General features: G+C 43.0%; 20 protein-coding genes. 8 read left to right on the top strand and 12 right to left on the bottom strand.

From position 1 onward, the window contains the following. Positions 1–37 precede the first annotated feature (37 nt). Complete coding sequence (locus IM792_RS17785; protein ID WP_194103255.1) at positions 38–967, top strand: exopolyphosphatase; 930 nt, start codon at positions 38–40, stop codon at positions 965–967. Here the strand turns inward: IM792_RS17785 and IM792_RS17780 are convergent. From IM792_RS17780 to IM792_RS17745, 8 genes are all read right to left on the bottom strand, one after another. Beyond that, positions 964–1,200, bottom strand: coding sequence for a hypothetical protein (locus tag IM792_RS17780; protein ID WP_194103254.1), 237 nt, complete (start codon positions 1,198–1,200; stop codon positions 964–966). The two genes, IM792_RS17785 and IM792_RS17780, sit on opposite strands and share 4 nt — an antisense overlap. Before the next feature lie 41 nt (positions 1,201–1,241). Then, the gene (locus IM792_RS17775) at positions 1,242–2,639 is read right to left on the bottom strand and encodes a radical SAM protein (protein WP_194103253.1); all 1,398 of its coding nucleotides are present in this window, start codon (positions 2,637–2,639) and stop codon (positions 1,242–1,244) included. Continuing rightward, positions 2,632–3,378 (bottom strand): prolipoprotein diacylglyceryl transferase family protein, encoded by a 747-nt coding sequence (locus tag IM792_RS17770; RefSeq protein WP_194103252.1) that lies wholly within the window; start codon positions 3,376–3,378, stop codon positions 2,632–2,634. The genes IM792_RS17775 and IM792_RS17770 overlap by 8 nt, the downstream gene beginning before the upstream one ends. A gap of 39 nt (positions 3,379–3,417) precedes the next feature. Then, positions 3,418–3,987: a Maf family nucleotide pyrophosphatase gene (locus IM792_RS17765; RefSeq protein WP_194103251.1), complete on the bottom strand. Its 570-nt coding sequence runs from the start codon at positions 3,985–3,987 to the stop codon at positions 3,418–3,420. A 138-nt stretch (positions 3,988–4,125) separates the two neighbouring features. Further along, positions 4,126–4,647 carry an HAD hydrolase family protein gene (locus IM792_RS17760; protein ID WP_194103250.1) on the bottom strand — a complete coding sequence of 174 codons (522 nt, stop codon included), beginning with the start codon at positions 4,645–4,647 and terminating at the stop codon, positions 4,126–4,128. Between the two features lie 9 nt (positions 4,648–4,656). Beyond that, the gene (gene iscX / locus IM792_RS17755) at positions 4,657–4,899 is read right to left on the bottom strand and encodes a Fe-S cluster assembly protein IscX (protein ID WP_194103249.1); all 243 of its coding nucleotides are present in this window, start codon (positions 4,897–4,899) and stop codon (positions 4,657–4,659) included. A gap of 21 nt (positions 4,900–4,920) precedes the next feature. Next, a complete protein-coding gene (locus IM792_RS17750; RefSeq protein ID WP_194103248.1) occupies positions 4,921–5,253 on the bottom strand; it encodes a 2Fe-2S iron-sulfur cluster-binding protein in 333 nt (110 codons plus the stop codon). A 31-nt stretch (positions 5,254–5,284) separates the two neighbouring features. After that, positions 5,285–6,055, bottom strand: a complete 771-nt coding sequence (locus IM792_RS17745) for a DUF2520 domain-containing protein (protein WP_194103247.1) — start codon at positions 6,053–6,055, stop codon at positions 5,285–5,287. Positions 6,056–6,146: 91 nt separating this feature from the next. Between IM792_RS17745 and IM792_RS17740 the strand changes: the two genes are divergently transcribed. Next, positions 6,147–6,794, top strand: coding sequence for a hypothetical protein (locus IM792_RS17740; protein ID WP_194103246.1), 648 nt, complete (start codon positions 6,147–6,149; stop codon positions 6,792–6,794). On the opposite strand, the gene IM792_RS17735 is transcribed toward IM792_RS17740, so the two are convergent. From IM792_RS17735 to IM792_RS17725, 3 genes are read right to left on the bottom strand one after another with little or no spacing between them, the layout of a single operon-like run. Next, positions 6,787–7,512: a phytanoyl-CoA dioxygenase family protein gene (locus tag IM792_RS17735; protein ID WP_194103245.1), complete on the bottom strand. Its 726-nt coding sequence runs from the start codon at positions 7,510–7,512 to the stop codon at positions 6,787–6,789. The two genes, IM792_RS17740 and IM792_RS17735, sit on opposite strands and share 8 nt — an antisense overlap. Beyond that, positions 7,512–9,962 (bottom strand): cytochrome c biogenesis protein CcsA, encoded by a 2,451-nt coding sequence (gene ccsA / locus IM792_RS17730; protein WP_194103244.1) that lies wholly within the window; start codon positions 9,960–9,962, stop codon positions 7,512–7,514. The genes IM792_RS17735 and ccsA overlap by 1 nt, the downstream gene beginning before the upstream one ends. Before the next feature lie 20 nt (positions 9,963–9,982). Further along, on the bottom strand, positions 9,983–10,393 hold the full coding sequence (locus tag IM792_RS17725) for a cytochrome c maturation protein CcmE (RefSeq protein WP_194103243.1): 411 nt from the start codon (positions 10,391–10,393) through the stop codon (positions 9,983–9,985). 205 nt (positions 10,394–10,598) lie between these two features. Between IM792_RS17725 and IM792_RS17720 the strand changes: the two genes are divergently transcribed. The 3 genes from IM792_RS17720 (at position 10,599) to IM792_RS17710 (ending at position 13,889) form a co-directional block, all read left to right on the top strand. Then, positions 10,599–12,878, top strand: coding sequence for a UvrD-helicase domain-containing protein (locus tag IM792_RS17720; RefSeq protein WP_194103242.1), 2,280 nt, complete (start codon positions 10,599–10,601; stop codon positions 12,876–12,878). 177 nt (positions 12,879–13,055) lie between these two features. Continuing rightward, positions 13,056–13,406: a helix-turn-helix transcriptional regulator gene (locus IM792_RS17715; protein ID WP_194103241.1), complete on the top strand. Its 351-nt coding sequence runs from the start codon at positions 13,056–13,058 to the stop codon at positions 13,404–13,406. Positions 13,407–13,604: 198 nt separating this feature from the next. After that, complete coding sequence (locus IM792_RS17710) at positions 13,605–13,889, top strand: hypothetical protein (protein WP_194103240.1); 285 nt, start codon at positions 13,605–13,607, stop codon at positions 13,887–13,889. A 3-nt stretch (positions 13,890–13,892) separates the two neighbouring features. On the opposite strand, the gene IM792_RS17705 is transcribed toward IM792_RS17710, so the two are convergent. After that, on the bottom strand, positions 13,893–15,332 hold the full coding sequence (locus tag IM792_RS17705) for a tetratricopeptide repeat protein (RefSeq protein ID WP_194103239.1): 1,440 nt from the start codon (positions 15,330–15,332) through the stop codon (positions 13,893–13,895). A 495-nt stretch (positions 15,333–15,827) separates the two neighbouring features. Here IM792_RS17705 and IM792_RS17700 point away from each other — a divergent pair, with 495 nt between their 5' ends. From IM792_RS17700 to IM792_RS17690, 3 genes are all read left to right on the top strand, one after another. After that, positions 15,828–15,971 (top strand): hypothetical protein, encoded by a 144-nt coding sequence (locus tag IM792_RS17700; RefSeq protein ID WP_194103238.1) that lies wholly within the window; start codon positions 15,828–15,830, stop codon positions 15,969–15,971. Between the two features lie 37 nt (positions 15,972–16,008). After that, entirely contained in the window at positions 16,009–16,149 is a 141-nt protein-coding gene (locus tag IM792_RS17695) for a hypothetical protein (protein ID WP_194103237.1), read from the top strand. Positions 16,150–16,216: 67 nt separating this feature from the next. Next, a complete protein-coding gene (locus IM792_RS17690; RefSeq protein ID WP_194103236.1) occupies positions 16,217–16,408 on the top strand; it encodes a hypothetical protein in 192 nt (63 codons plus the stop codon). Positions 16,409–16,528: the final 120 nt, after the last annotated feature.

Genomic DNA, 16,528 nt, shown 5'->3' with positions numbered 1-16,528 from the left:
ACAAACCATTCATCAGCTTTAAGGTTTTATGGCTAATATGAATAAACGAGTAGCTGTGATGGACCTTGGTACCAACACATTCCATTTGCTTATTACCGAGGGCAGCATTGCTGATCACGTTATTCTGGAACATGAACATACTGCCGTAAGGCTTGGTGAGGGCGGCATTAATAAGGGCATTATTCAACCCGAACCTTTTGCACGCGGACTGGCTACCATGCAGCAATTTAAACAGCTGTTAAATAAACACATGGTGGATTGCGTGCGCACTATCGCAACCTCGGCATTGCGCAACGCGGGCAACGGGCAGGATTTCATCCGTCAGGTAAAAGAACTTACCGGCATACAGATAGAGATAATTGACGGTGATACCGAAGCCGGTTTAATATACCAGGGCATCAAAGCATCCGGTTGTTTATCGGCAAGCGATACCCTGATCATGGATATTGGCGGTGGCAGTGTGGAGTTTATTTTGGGCAACAACGATGGCATCATCTGGAAACAAAGTTTTGAAATTGGCGCCGCTCGCCTGATGGACAAATTCCATCAAACCGACCCGATACCCACCGCTTCTATAACACAACTCAACACTTATCTGGAAGAAAAATTAATTCCGCTATTTGAAGCTGTAAGTAATAATAAGGTGGATACGCTGATCGGCTCATCAGGCGCGTTTGAAACTTTTACAGAGTTGATAGAAAAGCCTAAAGATCCGTCTTTCAGGTTGAAGGATGTGCGGAATTATCTTTTTAATACCGATGAACTGATCAGCATAACTGATAACGTTATCGCTTCATCGCACCAGCAAAGGGCAACAAACCCGGCCATTATACCCGTACGGGTCGATATGATCGTGGTGGCATCACTCATTACCCGCTTTGTAATGCAGCGACTCAACATAGCCAATATAGCCATGTCAACGTATTCGTTAAAGGAGGGTGTTTTGGCTGTGGAGTTAGCCCATTAGTTAAACCCACCCTGTATCACCATTAAACCATAACAACTTGATAGACCTATAATTAATACTAAAAGGCCAGCCAGTACCCACTCCCATTTGCGCGCAAATGGCGCAATAATCACACATGCTCCGGCATGAACCAATACAAATAACAATTGCAACAATAAACCGTCCTCACCCAAAACTCCGCACAGTAAAGTATATCCTACCAATATTAAAATATTAATGCCGGTAATGCCCATATATACGGGGCGCTTTTTTTGTTCGGGTAGTTGCTCGGGTGTCATACTGGAATTTCGTTACGTAACTGGTTTAGGTACTCTATTTTGTCATCACGATAAAACAGGTTCATGGTTTCAAACGGGATGATCTTCATATCCTTATTAACAATGTGCACGCAAGATTTTTTGATGGCGCGTACATCAAAGTTTTGCGCATCAATAAAATTCATGATTATCACCCTGAAAAGGTTATCGTAACCCAGGTTGGGCGCATCTATTTCGGGCAGGCAGCACATAATGGATTTTAAATGCTCTTTAGCCTTATCAACCGAATTACCTGTGCTGAACATATTGAGGAGGTGCAATTTCAACTGTTCATCCTGCTCGTAAACAATGGTATTTTTTGAATTGTCGAGCAAATCGTCCGGGTTTATCATCCGCGTAAGCGGAAACACATGCTCGCCCAGTTTAAGCGCATAACCCATCACCAATGCGTCGGGGTTACACGGTACAGGTATCAAGTCATTCTGATTAAAAATATTGGTTTGCTCCAGTATGGCGCTGCGCACTTCGGTCATGGTATAACGCTCGGTAGCCTCGTTATAATTTTCGAGCCTGCCCGCCTGCTGCGTTGGCTGAAAGGTTACGCCACGCACACAACGCTGCTTTAACGCGTATTCAATTATCTTACCTATCTCGTGTGTGTTCACTCCTTTTTGCAGCGTTACCACCAATGTGGTTGAAAGGTTGTATTTGTTAAGATGCTCTATAGCCTTTTCCCTCACCCAACGCAGATCCTCGCCACGCAGCTTTTCCAAAGCCTCCTGCTCAAACGAATCAAATTGCAGGTAGATCTCAAAATCGGGCATGTAGGTTGCCAACCGCTCAACAAAAGCTTCATCCTTGGCTATACGGATGCCGTTGGTATTGAGCATCAGGTGCCTGATGGGCTTGGTTTTGGCAATATCCAGTATCTCAAAAAATTGGGGATGTACGGTAGGTTCGCCGCCGCTAAGTTGTATAACATCGGGCTCACCTTCGTTACGTACCACAACATCAAGCATTTGCTCAATTTCTTCTAAGGTGCGATGCCTGCCATAATGTGGCGATGACATGGCATAGCAAGTTGGGCAGGTAAGGTTACACCTATCGGTAACCTCTATAACGGTAAGGCATGAATGCTGTTCATGATCGGCACACAGGCCACAATCATAAGGGCAGCCATAATGCGTTGCCGTATTGAACCTGAGTGGCATCTCGCTGCGTTTGGCGTAATTGCGGCAATTTTTGTAATACTCCACGTCAGTGGCTATCAATACCTTTTCGCGGCCATGCTTAGGGCAATTCTTCAGCATGTAAACCTTATTATCCTCAAATACTATTTTAGCATCAACACGGCGCAGGCAGGTTGAACAAATACTCAGGGTAAAATCGTAATATATATACGGGCGTTCAGGCATGTGCAATCAGTTTTAAAGGTTTAGTAAATACCTTGTAATAATACAATAATCCGCCTAAACAAACCAATTGTATTGTTGAAACACCAAAACTGTAGAAATAAGCAGGCTTAATAAATTCAATAAAAAATCTGAACAACAGGTAGCTTACCATAAACAATTTGAATTTAGCACCATCGGCCAAAGTATGTTTTTTGCTTACAGATGCCAATGCCAGCCATAACATCAACCAAAACAATATCTCATATAAATTAGTGGGGTGCCGGTAAACACCATCGCCAAAATTGATGGCCCAGGGCAAGGTGGATACTACACCATAAGTACCATCCTCCAATCCGGCAAAAAAGCAACCGGTGCGGCCAATTATCATGGCCAGTATAAGCGGGTAAACCATCATATCGCCGGAGGATGTTTTTACGCCGATGATATTTTTAACCAACTCAACACCTATCAGGCCGCCAAGTAAACCACCTACAATGGTTTTATTGGCCATAAAGTTATACAGGCTAAGGTGTTTTATATATTCAGGATTTTCGAGAATACCCACTACGTGCGACCCCAAAAATGCACCGGCAGCCGCGCCGACAAATATAAGGAGGCGGTTATGATCGCTTATAGCGTCAGTAGTATGCTTGCGCAGGTATGCATAGTAGCGATAGCCTATAAAAAAGGATAGCGTTTCACAAATAAAGTGTACGGGTAGTGTGAGTTTGCCGATATGTAGGTCTAAAGGAAAATGCAAAGGCCGATTTTTGCGGCAAAATACAAATTTTACCGGCTATCAGATCAACCGTAACAACTGCTGATAAACCTTTTCGGTAGGCAGGCCAACCACGTTAGTGTACGAGCCATTGATGCGCTCGATGCCGATCAGACCTATACGTTCCTGAATACCGTATGATCCGGCTTTATCCAGCGGCTGGTATTCATCTACATAACTTTGTATCTCGGCATCGGTAAGCTTGCGGAAGAACACCTCGCTTACATCATAAAATTTATTGTACTCGCCCTTGTAGAACAGGCAAACACCTGTTACCACACGGTGTACCCTGCCTGATAGCTTTTTGAGCATTTCAACAGCATGCTCAGCAGATTCAGGCTTGCCCAGTATCTCGCCATCAATAGCTACAATGGTATCGGCAGTAAGCACCACCTCGTCGGTAACATCCTCATCAAAGGCTTCGGCTTTTTGGGTGGCGATGTATACGGCTATCTCCTCGGGCGTTAAACCATCAGGATAGCTCTCGTCAACCTCTTTCAACACCACACGAAACTCAACATCCATCAGTTGCAACAACTGCTGCCTGCGCGGAGATTTTGATGCCAGAATTACGGGAGGGAATTTGCTCATACTTTTAGTCGATAGACGATGGACCATAGTCCATGGTAAATTTTTAGTTTATGGACTATAGACCATAGCCCATAGTGTTTCAATTGTTGTAGTAAGGTTCTCCTACTATGGTCTATCGACCATAGACTATTGACTAAATTACCAGCTATACGCTTCGGCGTTCATCCATTTGCCTTGTACTTTGAGTACTTTTTCGATGATGTCGCGGGCGCAGCCTTTGCCGCCGGGTATGGGCGATACGTAATCGCATACGGCCTTTATTTCTTCAACAGCATCGGCAGGGCAAACACGTAAGCCGGCTAACTGTATCACCGTCAAGTCGGGAATATCATCGCCTACGTATATCACGTTGGTAGCCTTAATGCGCTTTTCTTCCAGGTACAGTTTAAAGCGTTCGTCCTTATTACGGGCGCCAATGTAAACATCGGTAATACCCAGGCTGTTTAAACGATGGATAATACTTTTTGACCTGCTGCCTGATATAGCACATACATTATAACCCAGTTTAACGGCTAATTGCAGGGCATAACCATCCTTTATATTGAACGATCGGGTTTGCACGCCATCATCGGCAACAAATACCGATCCGTCGGTTAGTACACCGTCAACATCAAAAATAAAGGTGGTAATATCTTTAAGCTTGGTTAAAAAAGATTCCATGCCGTATGGTTATTGGTTATCGCGCCATTCGTACACCCAGGCCGATTGTATCTGCTCCAAGTGGCCTTCGTTAGCTTCTTCGCGGGTACCGGCAAAGTTAGGTATTGATAATACCCACTCCAGCAGATCGGTAAAGCGTATGCGGTAAATTTTTGCCTCGGTGAAATCATCGCCAAACTTTTCGTAAAGTCCCATGGCAATGTCTTCATATTCGTTCCAGTGGATAGGCAAAGCAAATTTATCTTGTGTCATGTTCGGTATGGTGAGTACTTGTTAGTGTCCTAAAAATTGTGATTGATCGGGCAGGGTAACCTCAATATCGCCGTCAATAACTACGCATTGGCAGCCCAGGCGCGAGTTGATGCGCGGGTTTACGGCACGGTCGATAAAGTCTTCTTCCTTGTCTGATATTTCCTGGATATTATCCATACCCTTGTTCACGTAAACATGGCAGGTACTGCACCCGCAAACGCCGCCACAGTTATGTTGCAGCTCTATACCATTCTCAAGACAAACATCCAGCACCGATTCGCCTTCAGCTATGGGGAGTTCTACGGTGTCGTGATCCTTCTCCTCAAAGTTTATCTTTACTTTAAAAACATTCATTTGGGCAAAAGTAACAAAATTACCTGTGTAGTTATCCCCATTTATCCATTTTGATAATGGCCTGACTTAGCATACTGTAAATAGCCTGTAGCTCAGCACTATTATCTAACAACTGCATATGGGCCTGCATGGTTTTTTCATCGTTGCGTATGGCCGGGCCGGTTTGCACCTGTACCGGTGATGCCTGCTGCACCTTCTGCGCGGTTTCATCTATCAGCGGGCGTATGATATTAAAATCCAGCTGATTTTGGTTGAGCAACTGCTCGGCCACATGGTATAAGTAGTTAGGGAAATTGCAGGCGAACACCGCCGCCAGGTGCAATATCTTCCGCTGATCGGAGCTTACCCGGTACACGTTGTTACTGATGGTTTGGGCAAGTTGTTGCAGTTGTTTGGTGATATCATCATCCGCTCCCTCGATACATAGCGGCACGTTCAAAAAATTAAGTTCGCGTATCTTGCTAAAGGTTTGCAGCGGATAGAACACGCCGCAGTTAGCCGTAAATATCTCTAACGCCGAAATACTGGTAGCGCCCGAGGTATGCACCGTAAGTTTGTTATACGGAGCCAGTTGCCTGGCCACATCAATAATGGCATCATCCTTTACGGAGATAATGAATATATCGGTTTCGGGGTTGACATCTGCCAGTTGATCGATAGCCTCCGCCCCTACATGGTAGGCCAGCAGGGCGGCATTTTGCATGGTAGGGCTATAAACCTGCACAATACGATGGCCTGCATTTTTAAAGGCCGCCGCCATGTGTGTGGCCACATTACCCGACCCGATGATGGTGATACGCATACCGCAAAGCTAAGGGTTTTGGTTTTGCAGGATGATATTTTAATTAGATATTTGAGCATGAAGAACCTCCTTTATCATTTTATTCCTCGCATTGCTTTTGCTCTCTGTTGGCTATATTATACAGCCCCCTACCGCGTCGAAGCAAAAACCAAAACAAAGCAGCCTTAGTGAATTAGATGAGCCGGATAATTGGAAACCGGAAAATGACGATTGCCTGCACTGTAACCGTTATACGCTAACCAAGCGCCTGAGCATGTATCCTTTTAATAAAGCGGCCAAAGTGCTGGCTGTGTCGTACCATGACGCATGGGATAAAGAAGCAGACATAACTTATGATACGCCGGATACTGCTACAAATAAAGCAGAACCAGAAAACGAAATTGTGGATCATGGAATAAGAATAGATAACGGAGTTTTAGATACAAGCCACCTTGTTGAGATAAAAAAGCTTAATGCTGCACAAATAGATAGATTAACAGACCTTTTGTACAACACCGGCTACAAAAAAGAAGGCGTTAATCAGATAGAAGAAGGCATGTGCTTCAAGCCCAGAAATGCCTTTATATTTATTAACGAACAAGGTAAGGTATATGATTATTTGCAAATATGTTTTGAGTGCATGCAATACTCATCACCATCAGAAATGATCAACATCGGTGACGTTTGCAATCAAAAATATGAGCTGTTGAATAATTACTTTATCAGTATCGGTATAAAAACGGGAACTATCGCTAAATAACTTCTATCTGCTCCGCCCATTGCAATTCACCCGGCAATGTCAAACTGCTGAATTCAATGTGGATCACCCGGCGGTTGTTGTTATTTGTGGTACGATTGGATGCGTGGAGTAATAATGGCTGCATGATCATTACGCCGCCTGCGGGTAGTTCACACAGGTGTTCCCGTTCGGTTTGCCAATCAATATTTTCGGGGCGATAAATGCCTTTGCTGTGCGATGCCGCTATTACTTTCAGCGCGCCATTATCGGTATCGGTATCGTCAAGATGGATGCGTACGGTGTAGATATTCTCGAGCACATCTGTTGGTGGCTGCACGGCAAATTGTCCCTGCTTTACCGTCCAGTTGGTATATCCATCTGTGGGGTGCTTTTCTGCCACGGCAATAGTTAAGTCCTGATGATAGGCTACAAACCAGTTGGAGTTGCCGGGCTTATCAAAGTAAATACTTTTGACCACGAAATAATCATTACCGAAAAGCTCCTGCACTATAGCTTTCAACCTATCGTTCATTACCAATGGCAACACATCAGGCACTTCATTAAAAAAGCGACGTATAGCGAACAGATCAGCCGTTTTACGAAAGTTAACGCCCGAGTTATCAGCATCGGCAATACATTGCTCAATGGCCTTGATCTCGTTGGCTGTAAAAACCAAAGGCAGCATGGTAAAACCATCCTGCCTTAAATTATGCTTGTGCTTGTCAGCGTCAAAAAACATTAGGTTGTTTTAAGCTCCTTATTTCTGCGGAAGATCGACATCAGGAAGCCAATAACCATAATCACTACACCCGCCCATAAAAAGTTGATGTACGGGAATTGTATGGCCTTTAACACAATGAATTGCTTTTTGCTTTCAGGCTGCTGGTATACGGTTATCTCAAACTTCTGCTTCTCAGGCAGTATTTTGCTGATGCGCAGTTTCAGGCCCGCGTCCTCCAGTTTCTTAGGAAAATCAAACGCGCTGCCATTCTTTATCATGTAGATAGGCTCGGCATTAATAGTGCGGCCGTGGGTAATAACCTCCAGCTGAGCACCTACTGCCACATCCTTATCCGTTAATGGAATGTTTTGCAATTTGGCCTGTTTGTTAACACCTTTAAATACGATGATGCCGTCGCGGTAACGAATAGTATCGCCCACGACTACCTCATGCGTCATTGGTGCATCGTAGTTTTTATCGTCGTCCTGCTCAGCGTCGTGCCCGGCTTTTTCTTCTTCCGGTTTGGTTTGCAGCACGTTGGTCATGGTAACGTGGGTATACAGATCGTAAGTAAGATAATGCTTGGTGTCCGGCGATGACGACATACCATCCTGCGATTGTATCACATTAGGGCGAAGTAAGAACTTCTCGGTCAGTTTGCCGCTGGCATCCTTACGCTCGTAAGCTATGTTGAACAGGTGTTGCGCACCCTCTAAAGTATCGCCCAAAAAGGTAACCGAATAACCGTTCATCTCGATAGGCTCGTTACGGTAAAGTAACACGTTCTCGCGCGGGTTTTCTTCTTTGGCAAACTCGGCACTGTATTGCTCGCCGGTATTGTTTTCAGATACCACCTTGCTTGTACCTGCCGATATAACCGCGCCAACCAGCATCAACCCAAAACCAATATGCGCCACTGCCGAACCGGCCAGTTTAAATTTACCTTTAAGCGAGTCGGCCAGTATTTTACCGTTTGCTACCACACCATATATTGAGGTAAGCATTACCAATATATATACAGTGTGTAGTTTATAAGCACCGGTTATGTAAGCCAGCAAAGCGGTTACCGCGCCTGCAAAAACCAGGTATACTATGGTAGTGATAAAAAAGCGACTCGAGTCGGTCTTTTTATATTTCAGGAATTGAGTAAAGCCTGTCAGTAGCATAATCACCACCGCGAATGATGCCTGGATAATGTTATACTCCTTAACCTCTGATGGCCCCATTTTGGTGCCGAACATGGCATTCCAAACCGGTTTGGAGGTAAATATGATCAACTGGAAACAAGCCAGCGCCAAAAACACAGCACCTACAAACATCCAAAACTCACGCGAGTAGGTGTCTTCATCCTTTTTGGTGATCGGTAATTCTTTCCATCGTGCTACTAAAAGATATACGGATAATATCAGGAATATCAGGATGCCCAGCACCAGGTGCCAAAACATACCCAAGTCGGTAAATGAATGTACTGACGATTCGCCCAGTATACCGCTACGCGCCAAAAATGACGAGTACCATACCAGCACAAAGCTGATCAACACTAAAAATGTAGCTGTAAAATATGAGTGACCGGTATTTTTGAACACGATCATGACGTGCAGTGCCGCCACCAAAGTTAACCACGGGAATACCGAAGCATTCTCTACCGGGTCCCAAGCCCAAAAGCCACCAAAGTTTAACGATTCATAAGCCCAAAACGCACCCATTATGATACCTGTACCCAATATCATGGCCGAGAACAAACCGTATGATAAGGCTGGTTTAACCCAATCCTTATAACGTTTTTGCCATAAACCGGCTATAGCGTAAGCAAACGGTACTACTACCGATGCAAAACCCAAAAACAGCGTTGGCGGGTGTATCACCATCCAGTAGTTTTGCAGCGTGGGGTTCATGCCGCGGCCGTCTTTTATAAATGAAAGGTAATCCGGGTTTTGGAATATCGGCCCCTCCATAGCATCACGCAGTAAAAGGAATGGTGAGCTACCAATACGTGCTGTGAATATATCGATACCCAGCACCATGGTGCCCAAAATAGCTTGCGACAGGGCAACCACCGTCATTACCGGTTTCTCCCATGAGCCTGCCTTGCGTATCAGAATGTTACCTAATACGGCCTGCCAAAACATCCACAGCAAAAAGCCACCCTCCTGCCCGTTCCAAAAGCCTGATATAATATAATATACCGGCAACGAACGCGAGGTGTACGACCATGCGTAGTGATACTCAAAATAATGATTGTAAAGTATTACGAACAAGCAGGCACCCATGCCCAGTATGGCCAGCGAGTTTAGCCAAAAGCCAATACGCGCCATTTTATGCCATGATGTATCCTTACTTAAACTTTGCTCGCGGGTTGCAAAAAAGTAACTTATAAATGATATAAGCGCGCCGCCAAATGCCAGCGCAACAAATAAACGTCCTAAATCGCCAACAAATAAATGTTCATTCTTAAAAGCAATATCCATTAAACTATAGGGGCAAAAAATTAGAGGTTAGCGGTTTTTGGTGTAGCCTCGGCCACATTCAATTTATTATCGTTGTATTTTGACGGGCATTTCATCAAAATTTTTGAGGCATGAAACTCGTTGCCTATCATTTTACCGGTAAGCACCAACTGCTCTGAACGTTCAAAATCCTGCGGCTTAGTACCGGTAAATATCACCTTACACTCCTTGCCATCCTTATCTTTCATAAAAAACGAAAAGTAGTTGGCATCCTTAGTAGCATCGTAATATAACTGCTTGCCTTTGTTAAGGTTACCTACCACGTGTAGTTCGGCCTTGGTTTCAATGGCTTCGGTAAAAGTGCCGTATGTGCTTGAGTTTGAATAAGTACTAATTACCACCGCTATGGCAATGGCTATAATGATTATTCCGAAAATTGAACTTTTTTTCATTTGCGGGTTTACACTTTGTAATTCGAGGTTACAAAAATACGAAACGGGCAGCTAATAATGTTTATTGTAAGGGATATATGCTATTTGGAATCATTATAAATAAATTTAGTTCACATACGCATGTGTAAAACCCGTGTTGCCTGCGGCTTTCAGCTTTCGGCCTAAAACCCTAATTTCGCCCTGACAAAAAATCAGAGGGATAGCATTGGATTATTTAGCGGGATTAAACAAGGAACAGCGTGCCGCGGTTGAACAGACCGAAGGCCCGGTAATGATTATTGCAGGTGCCGGTTCAGGCAAAACCAGGGTAATTACCTTTAGGGTGGCACACCTTATTAATAAAGGTGTTGATGCCTTTAACATATTGGTTTTAACCTTTACCAACAAGGCCGCCAAAGAGATGCGCGAGCGTATCAACAACCTGGTGGGTGCCGATGCCAAAAATATATGGATGGGTACCTTTCACTCGGTATTCGCTAAAATATTACGTGTTGAGGCCGATAAGATAGGCTACCCCAACAACTTTACCATTTACGATACCGACGACAGCAAGAGCGTACTAAGGGCCATACTGAAAGAGATGAACCTTGACGATAAGCTGTACAATGCCAACTTTGTATATAACCGTATATCGGCTGCTAAAAACAACCTGGTATCGTGGATGGACTACCAGCAGAACGCGCAGATACAGGCTGATGACTTTAGCAGCGGTCGTGGGCATTTAGGCAAGGTGTATGAAAATTATGCCAAGCGATGCTTCCGTGCCGGGGCGATGGACTTTGACGATTTGCTGTTCAAAACCAATGAATTATTGCGCGATCATCCGGATGTACTCAACAAATATCAGCATAAGTTTAAATACCTGATGGTGGATGAGTATCAGGATACCAACTTTTCGCAGTACCTGATAGTGAAGAAGCTTGCCGCCGTTACCGAGAACCTTTGTGTTGTGGGTGATGACGCGCAAAGTATCTATGCCTTCCGTGGAGCGAATATTCAAAATATACTCAACTTTGAGAAGGATTACCCGGACTTGAAAGTGTTTAAGCTGGAGCAAAACTATCGCTCTACACAAAATATTGTAAACGTTGCCAACAGCATCATCGCCAATAATAAGGAGCAGCTAAAGAAAAATGTATTCTCAGAAAAGGAAACCGGCGATAAAATAAAGGTGATACGCGCATTCAGCGATAATGAGGAAGGCAAAATAATTGCCGAAGAAATTATGCAGCGCCGCACTACCAACGGCCTTAAGTGGAATGATTTTGCCATACTTTACCGCACCAACGCGCAATCGCGCTCGATGGAGGAAGGTTTACGCAAACTGAACATACCTTATAAAATATATGGTGGCCTGTCGTTCTATCAGCGTAAGGAGATAAAGGATTTGATAGCTTATTTCAGGCTAACCTTTAACCCTAATGACGAGGAAGCGCTTAAACGTGTTATAAACTACCCTAAGCGTGGCATTGGTGATACTACGGTGGATAAGATAATTCTTGCTGCCGGGCAAAATCAGATAACCCCGTGGGAGGTTATACTTGCCCCTACTCAATACATTGATAAAACACCTGCATCACTGGCCAACTTTGCTACCATGATACAGAGTTTCCAGGTGATAGCTAAAAACCAGCTGGCTTATGATGCCGCTTTGCATATAGCGCAGCACTCGGGCGTATTAAAGGATCTGTACGAGGATAAATCGGTAGAGGGCCTGAACCGTTACGAGAACATTCAGGAGCTATTGAACGGTATCAAGGAGTTTCAGGAGCGTGAGGATATTGAGGAACGTGGCCTCGACATTTTTATGCAGGATGTAGCCTTGCTTACCAATGATGATAAAGATAAGAACAAGGATGCCGACACGGTATCACTTATGACCATCCACTCCTCAAAAGGTCTGGAATTCCCCAATGTACATGTTGTAGGTTTAGAGGAGAATCTTTTCCCGTCGCAAATGTCGCTCAACTCACGCAGTGATCTGGAGGAGGAACGCCGCCTGTTTTACGTAGCCATTACCCGTGCCGAGCATAAACTGACCATCAGCTATGCTACCTCACGCTTTAAATTCGGTACGCTGATAAACTGCGAGCCGAGCCGCTTTTTGGATGAGATAGACGCTAAATACCTTGAGCTGGATTTTACGGCTAAACCTGCCCCATCGTCAGGCTCATTTAATAACGAACGCTCTGCCTGGAGCCGCAACAGCAGCGGTGGCGACAGTTTTTCGAAACCCAAGCCTACATCGGCGCCTGTTAAAACCACATCGGTACTGGCAAAGGCGCATGTGCCATCAGCAAACTTCAAACCCTCAGACACTTCCAATCTGCAAGTGGGTATGGAGGTTGAACATGAGCGTTTTGGTTTCGGCAAAGTTATAAGCCTGGATGGTAACAAACCCGACGTAAAAGCAACTATTTTCTTTAAAGAAGTAGGTCAGAAGCAACTTTTGCTAAAATTCGCAAAACTATACGTTATAAATTAACTGAAAATTATCTCACATTGCCCATATTTGTAGAATATTCTCTACAGCTGGGGAATGAAGTTTAAGGACATACTTGCATTTTAATTAAAAACACGGTGTTTTTTCAATTGGCACTGTGTTTGGATATATAACTGTAAAATAACCCTTTCCCCTTTAAACTATTGAGATATATTAGGTATGAGCGAGAAAAAACGTACAAACAAATCAATCGGTAAAAATATCCGAATTTTACGTCATCAACGTGGCTGGAGCCAGGAGGACGTAGCAAACCGCTTAGGCATATCTATTCCTGCTTTTTCAAAGATCGAAACAGGCGTTACTGATATTAACCTATCGCGCCTTGAACAAATTGCAAACATTTTTGAGGTAGCGGTAGTATACCTGCTGGCCAACGATATTGAGGAGGCTGAACCGGAGCCATCAAATTTAAGCGTAGCACAAAAAAAGCTATTAGAGCGTGAAAATGAGATAGCTATATTACAACGCAAGGTTATATTACTTTACGAAGAATTACGCGCTAAAGCCTGAGATTGTTTATAAATTACTACACGTTGCCCTGTTTTTAATAAAAACAGGGCATTTTGCATTTTAAGTATCAGTTAATTAATATCAGCAACTGAAAATGCTTAAACTATTAATAGCAAAACATGATTTAACACATACAAATCATGTTTTTAGCATTCATTTGGATTGAATATTGCAATCAGTTTTTCAAAGTAACCAACTATGTCAAACTATTTAATTTCAATAGCCAATAACGAAACTCTTGCCGGCGGCGTGATACATGATCCTATAACCAAATTAAAGGTAAGGGTATTTAACGTATTAAAATCAAAATTTAAACCCAGCAAAGGCGAGATGCGCTTTTTTGTTACCGCTAATGATGAAGTGCTGGCCTTTGAAACCAAAGGATATAAAAAGCACCGTGAGTTATTGATACTGCAAATGATATCGTGGTATTGCAGCTACCTGGGATGGTTTGAAGCCCGTATTTATCCTAACTGGCCTTAATGGTTAATCCTGCACATCCTTTGTGGGGTTGTGCAGCATATCGCTCATCTCGATGATCTTGGAGTCGATCTCCGAAACGCATTTATCCATCATACGGATACATTCCTTTTGATCCACCAAACCTTCACGTTCCAAATTCATCAACCCTTTAAGCGTTGCTATAGGCCCGCGTATCTGGTGCGACAGGTATGACGAATATTCGGATAGCTTACGGTTCTTGACCTGCAAATCCTTCGTTCGTTCATCAATGATCTCCTCCAGGTGATGATTGATACGGTCGAGGTTATCCTTTTGCTTTGATACCTCGGCATTAAGCTCGGTAAGCTGCACATTGGTTTTAGCCTTGCGCTTGACATTACCCACCAGCAAACCAACAACTGCCAAAAGCAGTATAGCAACAACCGTTACCCCAAAAAATCTTTGCTTATCATAAGCCTGGCGTTGTACCAGCAAGGCTGTTTTGCGCTCGGCCTCGGCCTGTTCAAATTGCTTTTGTATCAGGTTTATTTTGGTTGATTCGTTCGATTTATGGAGGGCGCTATCCTGGCGGTAAATATCCTGTAGGTAATGTAAGGCCTTTTCGTAATTTTTACGCTTAAACTCTAACTGGTAATTGGTGAATTCATAATCGTATACCAGTTTTTGATCCTTGATGATGTTAGCGTAAGTTTTACCCTCCTCAACAATGGAAACAGCCTCGGCAAACTTATCCTTGGCGATGTACAGCGATGCCAGGGTAAGGTTTATACTGGCTACGGTCTGGTTCAGATCGTGTCGCTTGGCTGCCTGGTTGGCCTCAAGCAGCAATCGCTCAGCCTTGGTATAATCATTAAGGTGAAAGTAAATTACACCCTTGTTTTGGATACATTTAATGATATCAACCGAATCCTTCAATTCCGAAAAGATAACACTACTGCGGTTGTAATAATCAAGCGCGTTGTTATAGCTTTTTTGGCGGTATTTGATGTTACCGATGTTCAGATACAGAGAAGCTATCAGCTGCCTGTCGTTAAGTTTTAAAGCTATTACCAGCGATTTATTGAGGTAGTTGAGCGATTGCTCATAATCATTATCGCGAAATAGGTTACCGATGTTGTTGTATACACGGGCCTCGCTTTGCAAGTCATTCAATCGCCTGAAATACTCGAGTGCCTTAAGGTAATTATCAATTGATTTTTCTGACTCGTTCAGGTAATAATACCCCACCCCCAACACACGGTACGATTCACCTATACCACGTACATAATTAAGCTTTTTTGAAAGTTCGAGCGCGCGGTTGGCGTTGGCCAATGTTTGTTCAGGATCGGTAAGGCGGCTATCAAAGCCCTGCTTGTTGAATTTGATTACCTCATTGGTATCCTGTAGAATAACATTCGAAGCTGCGCTTGCGTAAACGTTATTACAAAGAATAAACAGGATTAGGGACAAAAGGTATTTATTCATTGAACACTTATAAACGGCCACTTAACGCCGGAAGTTATAAAAATAGCAATAAAACCTGTGTTGAAAATTTTTTTTTAAAATTCTTTTCCGTTACCCAAACATGGGTATATTTGCTACTGTTAAATAATTGACTAACAACACATTATATGATAAAATAATATTCAAGGATAATAATTAGCCATATCAGCGGATTGCCTAATTGAAGCATGGCCGCGGGGTAAGCAAGTTGTCCATTTATTTGGAAGCAAAAAAATGGAGTAGCAAACACTTGAATATGTACTTAACTATTGATTAAATAATAAATTATATGAAAATTTTAATTGTTTTATTCGTAATATTTTTATCCATTGGTTCATTTACATTGAATGCCAATTCGGATGTTACGGCACCAACAGAGCAAATTAAGGCGCCGATAGCAAGAGTAAGCGGATTTAAAAAGGACATAAGCGTAGCAGACTAATATTAATAAAATACAACTTTCAATAATTAACCGAGATGAAAAAGATAGTTTTAATTATAGCCATAACAGTAGCAGGTTCAACCATACTTACCTCATGCAAACAAGAAATAAAAATGAGCATTGAGGCACCTGTAAAATCATACGCAGGCTTTAAGAAAGATATCAGCGTAGCCGACTAATTATTTGAAGTTTAAACATTTATAAAAATACACCGTCATGAAAAAGATCATCATAGCAGCATTGGTAGTTATTGCAGGTTCACTGGCATCATGCCAAAAAGAGCATCATGAAGCTACCCTGAAAGCTCCGTTGCATACATTCATGGGGTTCAAAAATGACATTAGCACTGCCGACTAAATTATAATATAATCATATATCTAAAATATTCATCAACACGACTCACAACATTTAAAAACATAAAATCATGAAAAAATTATTCGTAGCCACCGCACTAACCTTATTAACAGTATTCACTTCAGTATCAGCAAACGCGATAAAAGCAGGTGATAAAAAGGATGTTTCTTCTGCCGACGCTAAAGCAGGCGATAAGAAGGATGTAAGCTCTGCCGATTTCAAAAAAGCAGGTGACAAAAAGGATGTTTCTTCTGCCGACTAATTACAACAACCACAACAACATATATCAACAATTAACAACAGTAAAAACCCCTATAAAAATCTCAATAACATGAAAAAGTCAATCATAGCAACAGCATTAGTTCTTTCAACAGTATTCTCT

Origin of the sequence: Mucilaginibacter sp. JRF (assembly GCF_015223065.1) — a bacterium.
GTDB lineage: Bacteria > Bacteroidota > Bacteroidia > Sphingobacteriales > Sphingobacteriaceae > Mucilaginibacter.
This window is presented reverse-complemented; position numbering and strand designations above follow the sequence as displayed.